General features: G+C 47.1%; 18 protein-coding genes and 1 tRNA gene. 10 read left to right on the forward strand and 9 right to left on the reverse strand.

The window, feature by feature from the left end; translation table 11 throughout:
- Nucleotides 1–92 precede the first annotated feature (92 nt).
- Together OYT88_RS04435 and OYT88_RS04440 are read right to left on the reverse strand one after the other, a co-directional pair.
- Nucleotides 93–1,538: an MDR family MFS transporter gene (locus OYT88_RS04435; RefSeq protein ID WP_274398192.1), complete on the reverse strand. Its 1,446-nt coding sequence runs from the start codon at nucleotides 1,536–1,538 to the stop codon at nucleotides 93–95.
- A 330-nt stretch (nucleotides 1,539–1,868) separates the two neighbouring features.
- On the reverse strand, nucleotides 1,869–2,339 hold the full coding sequence (locus tag OYT88_RS04440; RefSeq protein ID WP_274398193.1) for an ABC transporter permease: 471 nt from the start codon (nucleotides 2,337–2,339) through the stop codon (nucleotides 1,869–1,871).
- Between the two features lie 247 nt (nucleotides 2,340–2,586).
- Between OYT88_RS04440 and OYT88_RS04445 the strand changes: the two genes are divergently transcribed.
- Nucleotides 2,587–3,201, forward strand: coding sequence for a TetR/AcrR family transcriptional regulator (locus tag OYT88_RS04445; protein WP_274398194.1), 615 nt, complete (start codon nucleotides 2,587–2,589; stop codon nucleotides 3,199–3,201).
- A gap of 450 nt (nucleotides 3,202–3,651) precedes the next feature.
- The gene (locus OYT88_RS04450; protein WP_274398195.1) at nucleotides 3,652–3,789 is read left to right on the forward strand and encodes a putative holin-like toxin; all 138 of its coding nucleotides are present in this window, start codon (nucleotides 3,652–3,654) and stop codon (nucleotides 3,787–3,789) included.
- 525 nt (nucleotides 3,790–4,314) lie between these two features.
- Here OYT88_RS04450 and OYT88_RS04455 read toward each other — a convergent pair.
- From OYT88_RS04455 to OYT88_RS04480, 6 genes are all read right to left on the reverse strand, one after another.
- A tRNA-Arg gene (locus OYT88_RS04455) sits at nucleotides 4,315–4,388 on the reverse strand.
- Nucleotides 4,389–4,888: 500 nt separating this feature from the next.
- The gene (locus OYT88_RS04460) at nucleotides 4,889–5,428 is read right to left on the reverse strand and encodes a metallophosphoesterase family protein (protein ID WP_274398196.1); all 540 of its coding nucleotides are present in this window, start codon (nucleotides 5,426–5,428) and stop codon (nucleotides 4,889–4,891) included.
- The gene (locus tag OYT88_RS04465; RefSeq protein ID WP_443217491.1) at nucleotides 5,428–5,973 is read right to left on the reverse strand and encodes an XTP/dITP diphosphatase; all 546 of its coding nucleotides are present in this window, start codon (nucleotides 5,971–5,973) and stop codon (nucleotides 5,428–5,430) included. The genes OYT88_RS04460 and OYT88_RS04465 overlap by 1 nt, the downstream gene beginning before the upstream one ends.
- A gap of 53 nt (nucleotides 5,974–6,026) precedes the next feature.
- Entirely contained in the window at nucleotides 6,027–6,779 is a 753-nt protein-coding gene (gene rph / locus OYT88_RS04470) for a ribonuclease PH (RefSeq protein ID WP_274398306.1), read from the reverse strand.
- Between the two features lie 98 nt (nucleotides 6,780–6,877).
- Nucleotides 6,878–7,897 (reverse strand): GerMN domain-containing protein, encoded by a 1,020-nt coding sequence (locus tag OYT88_RS04475; RefSeq protein WP_274398198.1) that lies wholly within the window; start codon nucleotides 7,895–7,897, stop codon nucleotides 6,878–6,880.
- Between the two features lie 546 nt (nucleotides 7,898–8,443).
- Nucleotides 8,444–9,373, reverse strand: a complete 930-nt coding sequence (locus OYT88_RS04480) for a S66 peptidase family protein (RefSeq protein ID WP_274398199.1) — start codon at nucleotides 9,371–9,373, stop codon at nucleotides 8,444–8,446.
- 284 nt (nucleotides 9,374–9,657) lie between these two features.
- On the opposite strand from OYT88_RS04480, the gene OYT88_RS04485 reads away from it, so the two are divergent.
- The 8 genes from OYT88_RS04485 to OYT88_RS04520 all read left to right on the forward strand — a co-directional run bounded on the left by OYT88_RS04485 (nucleotide 9,658) and on the right by OYT88_RS04520 (nucleotide 14,219).
- Nucleotides 9,658–9,945 carry a hypothetical protein gene (locus tag OYT88_RS04485; RefSeq protein ID WP_274398200.1) on the forward strand — a complete coding sequence of 96 codons (288 nt, stop codon included), beginning with the start codon at nucleotides 9,658–9,660 and terminating at the stop codon, nucleotides 9,943–9,945.
- Nucleotides 9,946–10,391: 446 nt separating this feature from the next.
- Complete coding sequence (locus tag OYT88_RS04490; RefSeq protein ID WP_443029756.1) at nucleotides 10,392–10,523, forward strand: YjcZ family sporulation protein; 132 nt, start codon at nucleotides 10,392–10,394, stop codon at nucleotides 10,521–10,523.
- A 964-nt stretch (nucleotides 10,524–11,487) separates the two neighbouring features.
- Nucleotides 11,488–11,775 carry a YhjD family protein gene (locus OYT88_RS04495; protein WP_527194295.1) on the forward strand — a complete coding sequence of 96 codons (288 nt, stop codon included), beginning with the start codon at nucleotides 11,488–11,490 and terminating at the stop codon, nucleotides 11,773–11,775.
- Nucleotides 11,776–11,941: 166 nt separating this feature from the next.
- Entirely contained in the window at nucleotides 11,942–12,346 is a 405-nt protein-coding gene (locus tag OYT88_RS04500; protein WP_274398203.1) for a hypothetical protein, read from the forward strand.
- 13 nt (nucleotides 12,347–12,359) lie between these two features.
- Nucleotides 12,360–12,779 (forward strand): hypothetical protein, encoded by a 420-nt coding sequence (locus OYT88_RS20810; RefSeq protein ID WP_338000539.1) that lies wholly within the window; start codon nucleotides 12,360–12,362, stop codon nucleotides 12,777–12,779.
- On the forward strand, nucleotides 12,776–13,273 hold the full coding sequence (locus OYT88_RS04510) for an AP2 domain-containing protein (RefSeq protein WP_274398204.1): 498 nt from the start codon (nucleotides 12,776–12,778) through the stop codon (nucleotides 13,271–13,273). Before OYT88_RS20810 ends, OYT88_RS04510 begins: the two co-directional genes overlap by 4 nt.
- Nucleotides 13,274–13,347: 74 nt before the next feature.
- Nucleotides 13,348–13,749 (forward strand): hypothetical protein, encoded by a 402-nt coding sequence (locus OYT88_RS04515; protein WP_274398205.1) that lies wholly within the window; start codon nucleotides 13,348–13,350, stop codon nucleotides 13,747–13,749.
- A 14-nt stretch (nucleotides 13,750–13,763) separates the two neighbouring features.
- A complete protein-coding gene (locus OYT88_RS04520) occupies nucleotides 13,764–14,219 on the forward strand; it encodes a hypothetical protein (RefSeq protein WP_274398206.1) in 456 nt (151 codons plus the stop codon).
- A gap of 69 nt (nucleotides 14,220–14,288) precedes the next feature.
- Here OYT88_RS04520 and OYT88_RS04525 read toward each other — a convergent pair whose 3' ends face one another.
- Nucleotides 14,289–14,678, reverse strand: a complete 390-nt coding sequence (locus OYT88_RS04525; RefSeq protein ID WP_274398207.1) for a hypothetical protein — start codon at nucleotides 14,676–14,678, stop codon at nucleotides 14,289–14,291.

The following is a 14,678-nucleotide window of genomic DNA, read 5'->3' on the forward strand; positions in this document are numbered from 1 at the left end:
TTTCATTAAAGCACAGATTTTATCGCTTAAAATATATGCCTCACTTCCTTTCACCGCTGCGGCATTTTCGGTTCAGATGAAGAATTTCCACGTCATCCTTTCTGCGGCGCCGTTTTCGTCCCTGATTTTTTGTGCATGGCTAAAAACAGCGTGGGGATCGCCGCTACTGCAGCGAAGCCGATCGCCCACCAGAACGAGACGTCGAACGCATTGGAAACCGCATGGAGATCGGTATCCGCATGGCCTGCCATCTGATGTTCGGCGACGGTCGCGAGAATAGCAGACCCGAAAGCTCCGCCGATGGTCTGAAAAATCCTCGTGGCGATGCTCGCGTGGGGGATCTGCTCTCTCGGGAGTCCGATATAAGCGGACACCATGATGGCAATCAGCAAGCCGCCGAGCCCCGCCCCTCTGATCAGCAGGGCGACAGCTAAAAGGATATAATTCGTAGCCGTTCCCGCAAAAGCAAACGGCAGCGTACCCACTGCAATACCCGCGAGGCTGAGCAGCACGATGGTACGCGAACCGCTGCGGTCGGCCGCTTTTCCGGCCCAGCTTCTGGTGAGCAGCATCCCGATTCCTTGCGGAAGCAGCCACAATCCGGCATACAGGGCGCTGGCCCCGCGCACCTCCTGATAATAGAGCGGCAGCATCAGCATGGCCCCGTTCGTGATGATCCCGCACAGGATCAGCAGGATATTGGAAGCGGAAAAATTGGCAGATTGGAACAGCCGCACATTCAGAGCCGGTTCCCGTCTCGTCTTCAGCGCATAGACGACATATGACGCCATCAAAACGATGCCGAGGATAAGCGGAATATAAACCGCGCTGCTGCTTATGCCCCCGTGCGTGGCGACCTGCGCAATGCCATAGATCAGAAGGGCGAACGCGGGAGAAAGCAGAAGCATGCCGATCACATCGAGAGACGCTTTCTTTTCCACGTGCTTGTCGGCCGGTATTCCCCACAAGGCTAATGGGATCGCTGCGACGCAGATCGGAATATTGACAAAGAAAATCGCGCGCCAGCTTAAGCCATTGACGATAATTCCTCCTAACACCGGGCCAAGAATCGGCCCCAGAAGAGCAGGAATGCTGACGATCGACATGATCTGCCCGAGTTTGCGGCCGCCGGAAAGCTGTACAAGCTCCGTTTGCAGTACCGGCATCAGGAGTCCCGCACCGATTCCCTGGATAACGGCAAAACAGATTAAGCTCTGGATATTCCAGGAAAGCAGGGCGAGCACGGATCCGGCCAAGAGGATCACCAGGGAAAAGATATAGGATCGTTTGCATCCGAATCGTTTGGCGGCCCAGCCTGAAATTGGGACGGTCAGTCCCATGGCCAGAACGAATCCGGTTGTGATCCACTGCACGGTAGAAATGGCTGCCTTCATATCGGTTGCAATGGTATGAATCGCTACATTGACCATCGTTGTATCGAACAGTGGCGCAAGTGCACCTACGACCAGAATGATGGCAACCCTGAGCACGACCGGATCGAGTTTTTCTTTCGCCGGTTTTACATTTTCTGCATTCATGGGAAAACTCCTTTTATAGTTTATTTTCATAAGAAACTTATGTTTCTTATTAAACGATGATATAATAAATATAAATTTTTGTCAATAGGAAACGCAATGTTTTCTATTTTCATTTCTACGACAGAGGTACATTTATCGCTGAAACCGGCGATTGGCGCAAAGATGTACAGGCCTAACTTCGTGTGCATGTTGAACCGATGAAAGCAATCGGCGCGCAGACGATCAAGGCTTGATTGGGGTCAGAGTACTGTCGCCGCATTTCTGGGCTAATACATGGCAACACAGCCATAGCGGGATCTTTCACAAATGCATGATCTGGGAAAGCAAAGGCTACCTATGGCTTTCCGAGCAGGCGAAAAGATAAGTCCCCAGGCCCAGGAAGATTGCTGTCAAGGTGATGATAACAACCAGATCTGCCAATGGATGAAACAATACGACGCTATGGTATTCCGGCGTCCCGGCATAGACGACGGCGCGCGTGAGGTCGAGGCAGCAGGTCATCGGCATGATGCGGCTTAAAGCGAGCAGCACGCCGCTGGAATGGCTGATCGGGATAATCACGCCGGAGAGAAACATCTGAGGAAGAGTTATAAACGACGCGACGAGGGTCGCCGTTCTCGCATTCTCTAATGAAACATTGCTGACAGCATGTGTTTGCCAAATGTTTTCGTGAGGTGATCCAGTTGGATCACGGCATCTCTGCCGCTGCTCAGCTTCTCCATTAAATAACACTCCCTTTGTGTTTTTATATTTGGACAGAAATCCCGCTTTCATATCGGACACAATGGTATGGATGGCCACATTGGCCCTCGTCGGCAGCGCACTGCGGACAGAATAACGGCGGTCCTGAGTACGGCCGGATTAAGTTTTCTTCCGCCGATTTTACACTTTCTGTACTCATGAAAAATCCCTTTTGCAATAGAAAACTTTTAGTTTCTTATAGGGCCATGATATGATAAATACAGATTTTTGTCAATAAGAAACTTTCAGTTTTTATAATTTTTACGATAGAGATCCCTTTAATTTAATTGTTGAGGGGGAATAAAAGATGGACGAGCAAAAGAAAGGGAAGCACCGCCGCGGACAAGTTCTGGAAGAGGCGATCCTGCAGGCCGCATGGGAAGAACTCTCTAAAACCGGCTATACGCAAATGACGATAGAGAGCGTCGCGACGCGGGCGGGGACAAATAAATCCGTCCTTTATCGCCGCTGGCCCGATAAGTCTGAGCCTGTAATGGCCGTCCGGTGTAAATATTATTTTCTAAAGATTACAAATGAGATTCCCATTACCGGGAACCTGCTCGATGATGTGTATGCCTATCTGCGTGCGCGTGTTGCACCGCTGAAAACAATCGGCTCGGAGACGATCAGGGCGCTAATTATGAAACCAGCGGTGCGGCGCAGGATCATCGCATCCATGCCGAAAATAAACGAGCGGAAATCAGAGAGCAAACAAATAGCAGCTATGGCAGCGATTTTGAAAAACGCGGAACTTCGCGGAGAAATCATCCTTGAAAAGCTGATGCCCCGGATCATCTCATTGCCGTTGGATCAGCTGCAGTACGAGCTGATTACAAGGCTGGAACCCGTATCCGACGGAGCCCTAGCAGAATCTTTTGCAAATGCGTGGTCAGGATCGGCATCTTCTAACGTCGAATCATAGAACAAAAAAATCAATAGCCCCCACCCCTATATTCCGGTGTGAACGATCGATTTCTCGTATTTGAAAATAAAATAGGCAGGCAAACGTTAATTTCAGTCCAAAAGCCTGCATCACTCTCATTCTTTTAGCCAATAGCCTCCGGCTATTCAATGTTAGCGTGTTTCCCGGCCATCGCAGCGTATTAATCCCTGTATCCTTCCTAAGCTGCAATACAGCAGCAGCAAAATAGAGCAGGACGGTCTGTTCAAACAATGTTACCAAAGGCTGAATAGAGTTCAGCACATTCGTTTCTGCTTTTTTTATATTTCCTGTAATGAAAAGAGTTAGCCAGGCCGGTTTGATCGACCTGGTTTATGGGTCAAATCTGAGGCATGACATGCTATTAATCAGAACAGGCAATAGATGCATATGAGCGGACAGCGACGCCCTTATAGAATGGGGGTGGCGCCAATGACAGTATTTCAAGTCTTAACACTGATGGTCTCTTTCGGTGTACTGGTTATTCATGCTGTCAGACAGAAAAAAGAAATGATCCGCTTCATATGCCCATTCGCAGTGGCGATAATTGAAGCGGACCATTCATGTTAATGTGTTTAATTCTTATTGCGCTGTTCCGCTCTGTGCGGATATTGCCATTCCGTCAGTGTTCGTGCACTGGCGGTTTTATTTTACGTTTCCTGTGTCCTTATTATACCCGATAGCCTGCAAGAAATACAATGGGCAGGATTGGTCAGCTCAATTCTGAGCGATGAGGCATTCATCCTGAAGCCTTAGTTCCAGTTGAGCGGTTGAAGTTGAATCACCCGCTGAAGGGTATACCCGTCAGATGAATCCCCCCGCCTTGGTTCCTAACTTTTGGGAACGTGCAGCAGGGCTTTCTTGTGTATTTTTTCCTGTTTGTAAAATTAATTGTTAACCAATAATAGATGAGTCAACTCTTCATGAGGCCGTCAGCTTGAACGAAGTGCTGATCATCAAGACAGCCGGCATACTCGGTTTTCTGGTGGGATAGAAAACAGATATTTTTTCATTTTTGCTCCCGATTTGCTCCTCAAACGTCTTTAAGGGGAAAGGGCAAAATAAAAAAGCCTTTCATATCAAGGCTTTTCGCTATGTCCCAGAAGGGATTCGAACCCATGACCCACGGCTTAGAAGGCCGTTGCTCTATCCAGCTGAGCTACTGGGACAGAAAATCGGTCGGTCAACCATTTTCCAACGGAAACATGATCATTCGACGACCTTTACTATTTTAGATGGTAAAATCGTATCTGTCAATGCCTGTCAAATTGTTTCAACCGGAAGTGCAGAATAATCCAGGTCGGGAGTTGACAATGACAATATACAGGCAATCACCGGAAAAGATGGACGATATTTATCTGCCGGCTGTATGTTCAAAAAGGCACGAAGCGAAAGGTACTTGTTCAAATAAAACCGTTCGAATATTTTTCGGATTTTCAGTTTGGCACCGGACTTCCGCCAATATTCAAGCCGGCCGGTCCTGAACAGAATATTTTTCATAGTCCGGAATAAACAGGCTGTTTCTCTCATTCATTCATACCTTTCTTTCAAGCCATGTTCACATATAATGAATTATCAGGTTAACCAATCGGGTTGCCTGATAACGCCGCGTGAGTGCCCTCCTCCGCATCACTCCTGGGGACACCTTGTCCGATCAAGGTGTCCCCTTTCATTTTAAACGGCTGTTTTCGTTTTGCCGGCGATAAACTTTAGAAAACATATCAACCGGCGCACCCGCAATGGTGTAATAGGTAACCCCCATTGTCTTTTGATCCGGGCTGAGCTCGAGAATCACATATGTACCTTCCTGATAGTTTCTGGGAAGACGAAGGCTGCCGGGATTGATGAAAACCATGCCGCCCTTCTGGAACGTTCCTGCAAGATGGCTATGTCCGAAACAGACTATATCCGCTTTATTCTCCAACCCTTTGTTATATAGTTTCCTCTTGGAAATTTTGATGCCAAGCAAATGGCCGTGAACAATCAGAAATTTAAGCGGTCCGATTGTCCGGACAATTTCTTCGGGAAAAGTACTCGTACGGTCGCAGTTTCCTTCCACCGTTATGTAGCCGTCCAATTCACGGCTGTCCGCTTCAAGTTCCGAATCGCCGCAGTGAATGAAGGCTTCAACCTGTCCGGCATAACGTTCTTTCAGTTCAGCCACTTCCCGCCTCAATCCATGCGTATCACTGACAATTAGCCACTTCATTAATCTCCCCCCAACCAGCTGCCCCAGTTTTCGCGCAGCCTCTGCAATGCATGCGCACGATGACTGATTTTATTTTTCTCCGCTGCTCCCATTTCCGCAAAAGTCAGCTGCCTTTCCGGAATCAGGAAAACCGGGTCGTAGCCAAATCCGCCCATTCCTCTTCGGCCGTTTGTTATCAGCCCGGCGCACCGCCCCTCGGCAAAACGGGTCGGTTTTCCCGGAATACTGAGTGCCAGAACACAGATAAAACGGGCAGTCCGCTTCTCCGGCGGCACGTCTTTCAATTTATCCAGCAGTTTATCAATATTGCGCTCGCTGTTTTTGTCCGTCCCGGCATAGCGTGCGGAAAAGACCCCGGGCTCTCCGTCCAGCGCATCGACGGCAAGCCCTGAATCATCGGCAATCGTGACCATTTTTGTCTTTTTAGAAAGGGTCTCTGCTTTCAGAGCCGCATTTTCCCGAAAGGTGGAACCTGTCTCCACTACTTCGGCACTGATGCCGAGGTCCTTCAGTGAATAAAGCTCAACCTGAAAATTCAAGAGCATCGCTTTGATTTCCTTGATCTTTCCCGGATTATTCGATGCTACCAATACTTGGGTCACTTCTCCGTCCCTGCCTTTTGTTCGGTCAGTATATCGCCGATGAGCGACTTTTCGGCACCGATGAGCTGATGGATCCCTTTTTTCGCCAGATCGATCAGCACGGAAAGCTGCTGCCTGCTGAATGTCGCTTCCTCGCCGGTACCCTGTATCTCAATGAATTCGTCCTTACCGTTCATAACTATATTCATATCGACATCCGTTGTCGAGTCCTCTTTATAGCAGAGGTCCAGAATCGGACCGTATGACGGATGGATGCCCACAGATGTGGCCGCCAGGTAGGATTTGACCGGAATTCTGCTGATTTGTTTTTTATCGACGGCCCTCTTAAGAGCGAGTACCATCGCGACAAAAGCGCCTGTTATGGAGGCCGTGCGCGTTCCTCCGTCCGCCTGGATGACGTCGCAGTCAATCCAGAGCGTCCGCTCCCCGATCTCATCAAGAGCCACGACCGAACGGAGCGCTCTGCCGATCAGGCGCTGTATTTCCATGGTTCGGCCGCCCAGTTTCCCTCTGGACGATTCGCGGATGGTTCGCTCCGGAGTCGCTCTCGGGAGCATGGCGTACTCCGCCGTTATCCATCCTTTTTTCTGTCCGCGCATGAACGGCGGGACCTTATCTTCGATCGTGACGTTGCAAATGACTTTTGTCCGGCCGACCGTTATCAGCACGGAGCCTTCCGGATGGATGATAAAATCCGGCACTATCTGAATCCGGCGAAGTTCGTCATTCGCCCTTCCGTCTGGTCTCATCATATCAACTGCCTCCGCATACCTCATATTTAAGCAAAATGTTGGGAAGGGCTCCGTACGCCGCCCCTTGTTTACTATACCATATTTTTCTTAAAGGATTACAGCCCGGCCGGACTCACCATCGAACGGGACACCGGGCCACTAATCATTTTGCCGGATTCCAGCATCACCTTGTCCGAGCTGCCGACTTTGATCGATACAAGCCGGATTCCGTTCTCGCCTGTAAGCGTCAGAACGAGACAGCGGAGTGCATCGTCGCTGATTGTTTTTGCCGCCTTATCTGTAAATAACGCATCGTTGAAGTGAAGATAAACCACTCCGTTTTTGACCACCGGCTTCTCAACCAGTTCCGTATCCGGACTGAATGTCGAGATGAACACCGTTCCCGCCGGTTCACGTATTAGCGTATTGACCAGACTGTACAGACTGTCCGATCCGCTCCGGGCGATCCGGACCGTCACCGGAACGTCATAGGATTTTCCCTTGTTTGAAGACAAGTAGTAAACGGTTGCCGGCACGCTGTCCGCCACATCCGCCACGCCGCCGAACGTCTCATTGATTCCGTCCGAGCGGGTCAGCTCCTGGCCGACCGGCTGTTTGCTGTTCGGCCATCCGTTCAGCGCTTTACCGTTGACACGAATAGTTACCTTCTTAACGTTATCAAACTGAGTCAGTGTCCAGACAATCGACTGAACAATCCGGCCCTGATCACTGACCGGGGCGTCCAAAAGTTCTGACGAGAAATCGGCCGTCAGCAGCCCCTGCCGATCCAGGGAAACACTTTTGACCATGGTTCCCGCCGGCAGAACCGCCCGAAAACCATTGGGCAGAAGATCCGTCACCGGTCCGTCCTGGACGAGATAATCCAGCACTTGCCGGGCCGGAGCGGGTGAGGCCGGCAGCGCGACGGTCTGCGGTGCGAGAAGCCCGTTCTCATCGGACAGATAAAGCTCTCTCTGGACAGATTTTATATTATGTGCCGTTTTAGCCAGTTCCGATTTGTTTTTTACATACTGTACGCTGGACGGCTGGCGATCGGCGGCCGCCCCGCACCCCGCAAGCAAAGCCAGCGCCAGCAGCACGGCCGCTGCCGTAACAGATGATCGTCGATAGAACATGGCATACCCTCCCTGATCCCCATAGATTGTACTACCATGTATACGAACATCCCGGACAAGTAGACCAATGATCGGCAAAAATAGATTATGAATCCGAGAAAAACAGGCACGGATTAAAAGCGGAAATTCAGACAGCTTGTGTACCGACTGTTTCCATCCTGCTGACTTCACCGCCCAGAATCGCTGTACAGGCACTCCGGAATCCTCTTTCACACTATTTCGGCGCGAATTTCCGGACAATGAGCACAGAATAAATATCAACGTCAGTGAAAATTTTTCAGTTTAACAAATTCCTATCATCAGGATAACGGCACAAGCCGCCGTCCGGAAAGTTCATGAACAGAAGGAAGCGGAGATAGTAAAGCCTGCCGATCGACAGGATTTAGGAGAAACCGGAGGCCTCGTTGCGACACGCCTGCAGAACGACGCGCTTTTGTCCGGCCGCGATACAGCCGTCCGCCGGAATTTTATGCTTCCTTAAAGTCTTAACAAACGAAGATATAGTTTTTAGTGTCAACAGGATCGGACAACGATGCCCGAATTTTCTTAAGAAGTTGCACTGACAGTGGGCTCCAGTACGGTCAGTGTGTTATTAACCGTATTTAAATTAACCGTGGCGCCGATGGGCATTGCAGCCTTATAATAGCCGTGCGCCGATGTGATATTAGTCATGAGCGGCTTCCTAAGCGGGACGAGAACGCTGGTGATCAGATCTTCGTAAGATGTCTGGTAGGCGTTTGGACAACGGGTGCACTCGCCTATAAGAATGCCGGAGCAGTCATCAAATTTCCCCGCCAGTTTCAAATGGTTAAAATAACGATAAACTGTGTTGGCCGGCGCATGCGTCTCTTCCAGAAATAAAATTTTATTGGTAGTATCGATTTCAAATTGTGTCCCCAAGGTTCCGACAAAAGATGTTAAATTCCCGCCGACAAGGGGGCCGGTTACGTTGCCCGGAATTCTGCTTACTAATGGTATGCCGGGCGGATTCTCGATCGTCCGCGATGCCGCAGTAGTAGAGGTTGCCGCAAAAAACTGGTTGTAATTATAACTGGGCGTATTCGGTGAAAAATCGAAAAGCAATAGACTATTGAAAGCAATCAGATCGGCAAACTGGTACAGGCAATTCAATAAGATGGTGACATCGCTATACCCGCTGACAATCTTCGGATGACTGCGGATAAAATCAAAGTCCAGATAAGGAAGAATGCCGGCAACGCCGACACCGCCTCTTGAAGAAATAATCATTTTGACATCGTCGTTATGAAACAAGTCCATCAGATCTGATGCGCGTTCCTGATCCGTCCCGGCCAGAAATCCGGTCTGAGCATAAACATGCCGTCCGACAACCACTTGAAATCCCATATTCTGAAGGCCCTGAATGCCCTGATTGATCACGTTCGGATCTAATGGACTCCCCAGTGTTGCAATGCCGACCGTGTCTCCCGGCCGGAGCATCGGCGGTTTGGTAGCCATTACACTCCCTCCCTTTTACAGCTGCTAACATACTGTATTCAGCCGGAGCCTATAGGTGTAAGCGGATCGGATACTTTCTATATGGTCATGCCGTGTTTCGCGCACGATTCTCAGAATCGTTCATAAAAAGAAAAGATCATTCCACAGCTGCGTCCTATCCTCGCACCGACAGGCAGAGCGGCATCCCGAAGTTCCTTTAACAAAACATGCTTATTGCCTATTCCGCTCATCCCCAGACGCGCATAAATTAAAAAAGTATTTAAAACTTCGGGAGGCGCAGAGGCATGAACTTTGCTCAACCATTTGATGCTTCGTATTATCATGATTACAGAAATACAGATCCGGGTTTGTACCAGCGGCCCGTAAGCGAGGAGCAGCATGTACTTCATTTGATCGGTCCCGCCGTTAGCCACGGTTTGCGCGAAGCCCAGCATCTCGGCTATGAACATGCATTAAGAGAAGCTGTTGCAATTGGTTATTTAATGGGAAGAGGGCACGACTACCATACTGCCTGGAAAACAGTTGAATCATGGTGGCACGCGCCAGGAACACATTTGCCGACTCCGTATTGATAGTTTATCGGAAAAGGGAATCCGCTCAGGTTCCCCTTTTTTTCTGAGTGCCGTTCCCGCCCATCCGGATTCGTGGCCATTAAATGAAAAAGACCGCTTCGATCGGCGGAATTGCGGGAAAGGACATAAATGAAGTCTGATTTGTACTCTGATTATGGCCGATTTAAGGGTATTGGCTGCCGACCTTTTGAACGCCGCTGTCTTTTGCGGTTTACTGGTTTTCCTACTGCTGCGCGATGATCTCTGTTCAGACGAACCGCGGTATATTTTCGTGAACGGCGATAAAGTGACATTATTTAACTTTTGTAATTGTCACTAGGGATTTTTCTATCTGCAGACACATCTTTTTTTATTCTCAATCACTTGATCCCTTAATTAGGTTTTTTTATCTATCCATTTGTCCCCTTCATGATCGCTTGTCCGCTCATATAGTATATTACCACGTGATAAGGAGGTGCTTCGCTTTGGGATATGACGGCGGATATTGCGGCGGCGGGTACAATCCCGTCAGCAGCTTTGCTCTGATTGTTGTTCTGTTTATTCTGTTGATTATCGTCGGCGCTGCTTTCGTTTATTGATCAGGTGACGCCGTATCCGGATCCATAACCCATGTATGCATCACCCCTCCAAAAGGGCACCCCCGTGAGGTGCCCTTTTGAACTTTCAAAACGGCTTGTAAGAGGCCGGAATATAATCAGGCACGCAAGGAATGTTGCAAAGCTTTAGCTTGGACTGCTTCGCCGGTCTGTATGAAAATGTAAGCTGATTAATCTTGCCGCGGTTAATTGTTTGTCTATTATAAAGATTCATTGTCTTTCCATACATATTGTATGTGCCGCCATTTTAATAGAGGGGGATGCTTTGCGTGTTTAAATACATTTTATGCTATCTATTGAAATAAACACATACCGATTATCTGGCCTTTTTTGCCCAAGGCATAGAGAAAATGCCTTCTTTTGAGCAGGGAGGTTCAAAGAGAATAAAATAAAAATTTTTATTTTAAAGCACATGATGATCTTACCGGAGATGCAATAAAATACATCGTACTTGCTTCAGAAGAAGATCCGTTCGCGCCATTGGTTGGCAGTTGGATGTGTTAAAAACACATCGAACGAAGCAGAAAGACTGTCCGCATCGAGGATGAATCGATCAAAAAGGTCTATCTGCGTGTGAAAAAGCGAGAAAAAAAGAAGCCTCTCATAAGTTCAGGTGAACAGATGAGAAGCGTTGATTTATATATTTCGACACACAGTCGGTACATAGTCTTGCCTAATCCTCTGAACCCCCTTGATAGATAAGAGGTTAATTCATTTTCCCCATCATGTCCATCATTGAGGACATATTTTATACTATAAAATGATATGAAAATATATGAAAAGTTGAATCATATATTATAGAAGAAACACGTTTTTAAATATTTTAAATAAATCGTATGATATAAGATGAAAATTAAAATGAACCTTTCTTGCTACTTTTTTAAATGAATTAAGGATATTTTTTCCGCTGAATGTAGAACATTCATTCGCATGAGAACACATCTTTCTGGCGCTGATGAAATTAGCCCTTCAGCGTGATCGTAAGGTTATCGGTATTACAAACACCAAGTTCAAGGATCAGTATCTGGCGACCATTGACGAAGCTTACCGCCACCTCACGATTGACATGCGAAAAAATAAAGATTCCGTATTTGACCATGATATCCGGCTGACCCGCCATGATTGGCTCAATTATGAAGTGAACGTCCGTGGCCGTGTATTCCCGGTCCGATATCACAAAACAATCGCAGCCGAGTGGATAAATGAACGAATTAAAGAGTATTTTAATCGCTAAATGCGCATACTGTTCCTTGCCCCGTCCATTCTTTATCCCCTTATATAGTCCCCGTGCTTCGGTACGGGGATTTTTTTATAAAAAGGATGAAAAGATTACCTAAAACTATTGTATTTTTTAATACATGTATTATAATAGGAGTATAGAAACAAGGGAGAGATAATAAATGACCATTAAAGAAATGATTGAAACCATAAATAAGCTTGCTGAGGATTGCTACTATGATTATGATGCGATGGGCGTACGCTTTGAAGATAAGGATCGCACGGTCGGTGAAGAAATTACGGAAAACAGTAAGCATAACGAAGATCGGGACGATGAAAGAGAGTTTCCCGAATATGGAACAACCGAATACGAAGAAATGGAAGAACTGGATGGCGTCAGCGCTTGGGATGTTGAAAGCCCGGCCATCAGTGACCTAAAGAGACATGAGAGCGAAGAAATATCCTCTCTTCCCTTTATCGGTGAGCATTGCTATTTTATCGCCGGTGATTATGGCCGGAACAATGAAACTGGCGATGTCGGCGAAGTCGTTGTCAAGAACGCAAAAGTCATTGCAAAATTGTTTTGAAGGAGCCTTACTCATGGATAAATATGATCATACAGTCTATAATGCCCGATGGATTGATAAAAATAAGGACCATAAGCGCTATTTATCCAAGCGCTCAGCGGCCCGATCTTTTATTAATAAAGACGCCAACTCAGGCGATCTCATGCAACTAAGCAAATTGATTAATGATAGGTGGGGCAAAATGACCGACTACGAAAAGCTGAACGTTTATAACTCGACGATCTTTGACTGGGAAGATAAGGAGTTACGGACAACCGGAAGCCCCTATATTGACGGTGTGGAAAGCCAACGCCCCATTTATAAAGCGATTGCCCTTGACGTTAATGGAAATAAATATGAGGTTATTTGGGACGTTTACGACGGATGGAAAGAGATCACAGATGAATCGGAAATGTGCGATTGGGATCACCCTGAAAGAGCGACAAGATTATGAGCTATCATAAAATGCCCCCGAATATGATTGACCTTACCGGGCAGAAGTTTGGAAAATTGACGGTCCTCAAGCGCGCCGGACAGACAAAAAACGGTAATGCACTTTGGCTCTGTCAATGTGACTGCGGGAATACGACGGTTGCGATGGGTACGTCATTACGACGTGGTGATACAATATCGTGCGGTTGCCTAACGCCTGATCGGATAACAAATGCCCGTCAGGTGCTCTTGACGGATAAATCGGTTGATGGCGTGCCCGTCCCTCTGCTCACTAAAAAAGTGCGGTCGGACAGTGGCACCGGTATTAAGGGCGTACACCAACGCATCCGTAAGGGCCACACTTATTATGAGGCGAGCATAACCGTCAATGGGAAAAGAAAATACGTAGGAACCTTTAAAGATATTAATCAGGCTATACGGGCCAGAAAAGAGGCTGAGAAAAAATATTATCAGCCCTATATTGATGCATTAAAAAATAAAGAAAATAAAAAATAAGACTGGACAATACTCTTGTATTTTTTAATACATGTATTATAATAAGAGTATGGAAACAGTCAGGGGGCCACAACATGGATCTTAAAAAAATGGTTCAAAAAATAATTAAAAATGGTTATGATTGCGTAGGCGTAAGAAGCTGTGCAGATGACGAGCACTACTCCGTAGGTGATACCCCCAGAGAGTCCTATGACTGGGATGATGAATGTAATCAATCTCTCTATGACCGAGATGGTGAAAACGGCAAAACGGTCGGGGGAACTTGCGCCACCAGGGTAATTACACAGGGCTTATTTTTAGATGATGATGAAGATATAAAAAAATTAGCCACTAATCTCAAAAAAGCGGCTGAGTGGAATAAGAAGTATTATTTTGGAAAACAAATCGTCATTGCCGGACATGATGAAACATATGAAGCTCCGGATGAACAGGAAATACGTATTATTGATGCTAAAGTCGTTGCAATCCTTGATTAAACGGAGGAATTGCCGTGCCAGCTTTAGATCTAACTAATCATCGATTTGGGCGTCTGGTTGCCTTATATCCAACCGAAAGGCGAAGACATAAAAGTGTGATTTGGCATTGTCAATGTGATTGCGGAAATATTGCTGAAGCCACAGTCGAGGAGCTACACAAAGGGGATACAAGATCTTGCGGATGTCTAAGACGAGAAACGGAGCAGGCTAATTTACGCAAAATATATGACGACCAGCGTATTAATAATGTTAATGTCTCTCTGATTACAGCCAAAAAAAGAAAAGATAATAAGACCGGCATAAAAGGCGTATGCTATCGGCAAAAGATAAATAAATATGCTGCCTATATTGGCGTTAATGGCAAACAGATACAACTTGGGCAATTTAAAAATATTGATGACGCGATAAAAGTTCGTAAAGTCGCTGAAGAAAAATATTATAAACCCTTGCTGAATAGAAAGAAAAAATAAATATCCCATCGCCGGTCAATGCCCGACATGGATTATGTATCCCGCCATCACGGCGGGTTTTTCATTATGTCATTTCTGAGCGGCTACGGCCTGTTCAACCAGCTGCGGGATCAATGATTTTACATCACCGATTACCGTTTCGCCGAGAGCGATCAGTGACGACGCCTGAGCGGTCACAGCCTTCACCGCATCGGCTTTGACACTTTCGGCAAGCTGCTGTGTAAAGATACCGTTTTTCTTTGCGTCGGCGACAATACGCTGATTAAAATCGGCAACGACCGTACCGGCAATAGACGATATGCCGTCGATCACCGTATTGGCTACCGTCGCCTGTTTGGCAGATAAGTTCTTGTCGATCAGGGCTTTCAGCTTCGGCTCGTAAGCCGCGATCAGGGCGCCAAGGCCGGTGACAAATAGAGACAGTATCGCTGTAAAAATTTGCACTTCGATATTCTGCAT

The sequence above is a fragment of the Sporolactobacillus sp. CQH2019 genome (assembly GCF_028765345.1).
Lineage (GTDB): Bacteria > Bacillota > Bacilli > Bacillales > Sporolactobacillaceae > Sporolactobacillus.

Coding starts and splice junctions, on each gene's coding strand:
- OYT88_RS04435 (WP_274398192.1), bottom strand. CDS start 1,538: ATGAATGCAGAAAATGTAAAACCGGCGAAAGAAAAACTCGATCCGGTC.
- OYT88_RS04445 (WP_274398194.1), top strand. CDS start 2,587: ATGGACGAGCAAAAGAAAGGGAAGCACCGCCGCGGACAAGTTCTGGAA.
- OYT88_RS04450 (WP_274398195.1), top strand. CDS start 3,652: ATGACAGTATTTCAAGTCTTAACACTGATGGTCTCTTTCGGTGTACTG.
- OYT88_RS04460 (WP_274398196.1), bottom strand. CDS start 5,428: ATGAAGTGGCTAATTGTCAGTGATACGCATGGATTGAGGCGGGAAGTG.
- OYT88_RS04465 (WP_443217491.1), bottom strand. CDS start 5,973: ATGCTCTTGAATTTTCAGGTTGAGCTTTATTCACTGAAGGACCTCGGC.
- rph (WP_274398306.1), bottom strand. CDS start 6,779: ATGAGACCAGACGGAAGGGCGAATGACGAACTTCGCCGGATTCAGATA.
- OYT88_RS04475 (WP_274398198.1), bottom strand. CDS start 7,897: ATGTTCTATCGACGATCATCTGTTACGGCAGCGGCCGTGCTGCTGGCG.
- OYT88_RS04480 (WP_274398199.1), bottom strand. CDS start 9,373: ATGGCTACCAAACCGCCGATGCTCCGGCCGGGAGACACGGTCGGCATT.
- OYT88_RS04485 (WP_274398200.1), top strand. CDS start 9,658: ATGAACTTTGCTCAACCATTTGATGCTTCGTATTATCATGATTACAGA.
- OYT88_RS04500 (WP_274398203.1), top strand. CDS start 11,942: ATGACCATTAAAGAAATGATTGAAACCATAAATAAGCTTGCTGAGGAT.
- OYT88_RS20810 (WP_338000539.1), top strand. CDS start 12,360: ATGGATAAATATGATCATACAGTCTATAATGCCCGATGGATTGATAAA.
- OYT88_RS04510 (WP_274398204.1), top strand. CDS start 12,776: ATGAGCTATCATAAAATGCCCCCGAATATGATTGACCTTACCGGGCAG.
- OYT88_RS04515 (WP_274398205.1), top strand. CDS start 13,348: ATGGATCTTAAAAAAATGGTTCAAAAAATAATTAAAAATGGTTATGAT.
- OYT88_RS04525 (WP_274398207.1), bottom strand. CDS start 14,678: ATGCAGAATATCGAAGTGCAAATTTTTACAGCGATACTGTCTCTATTT.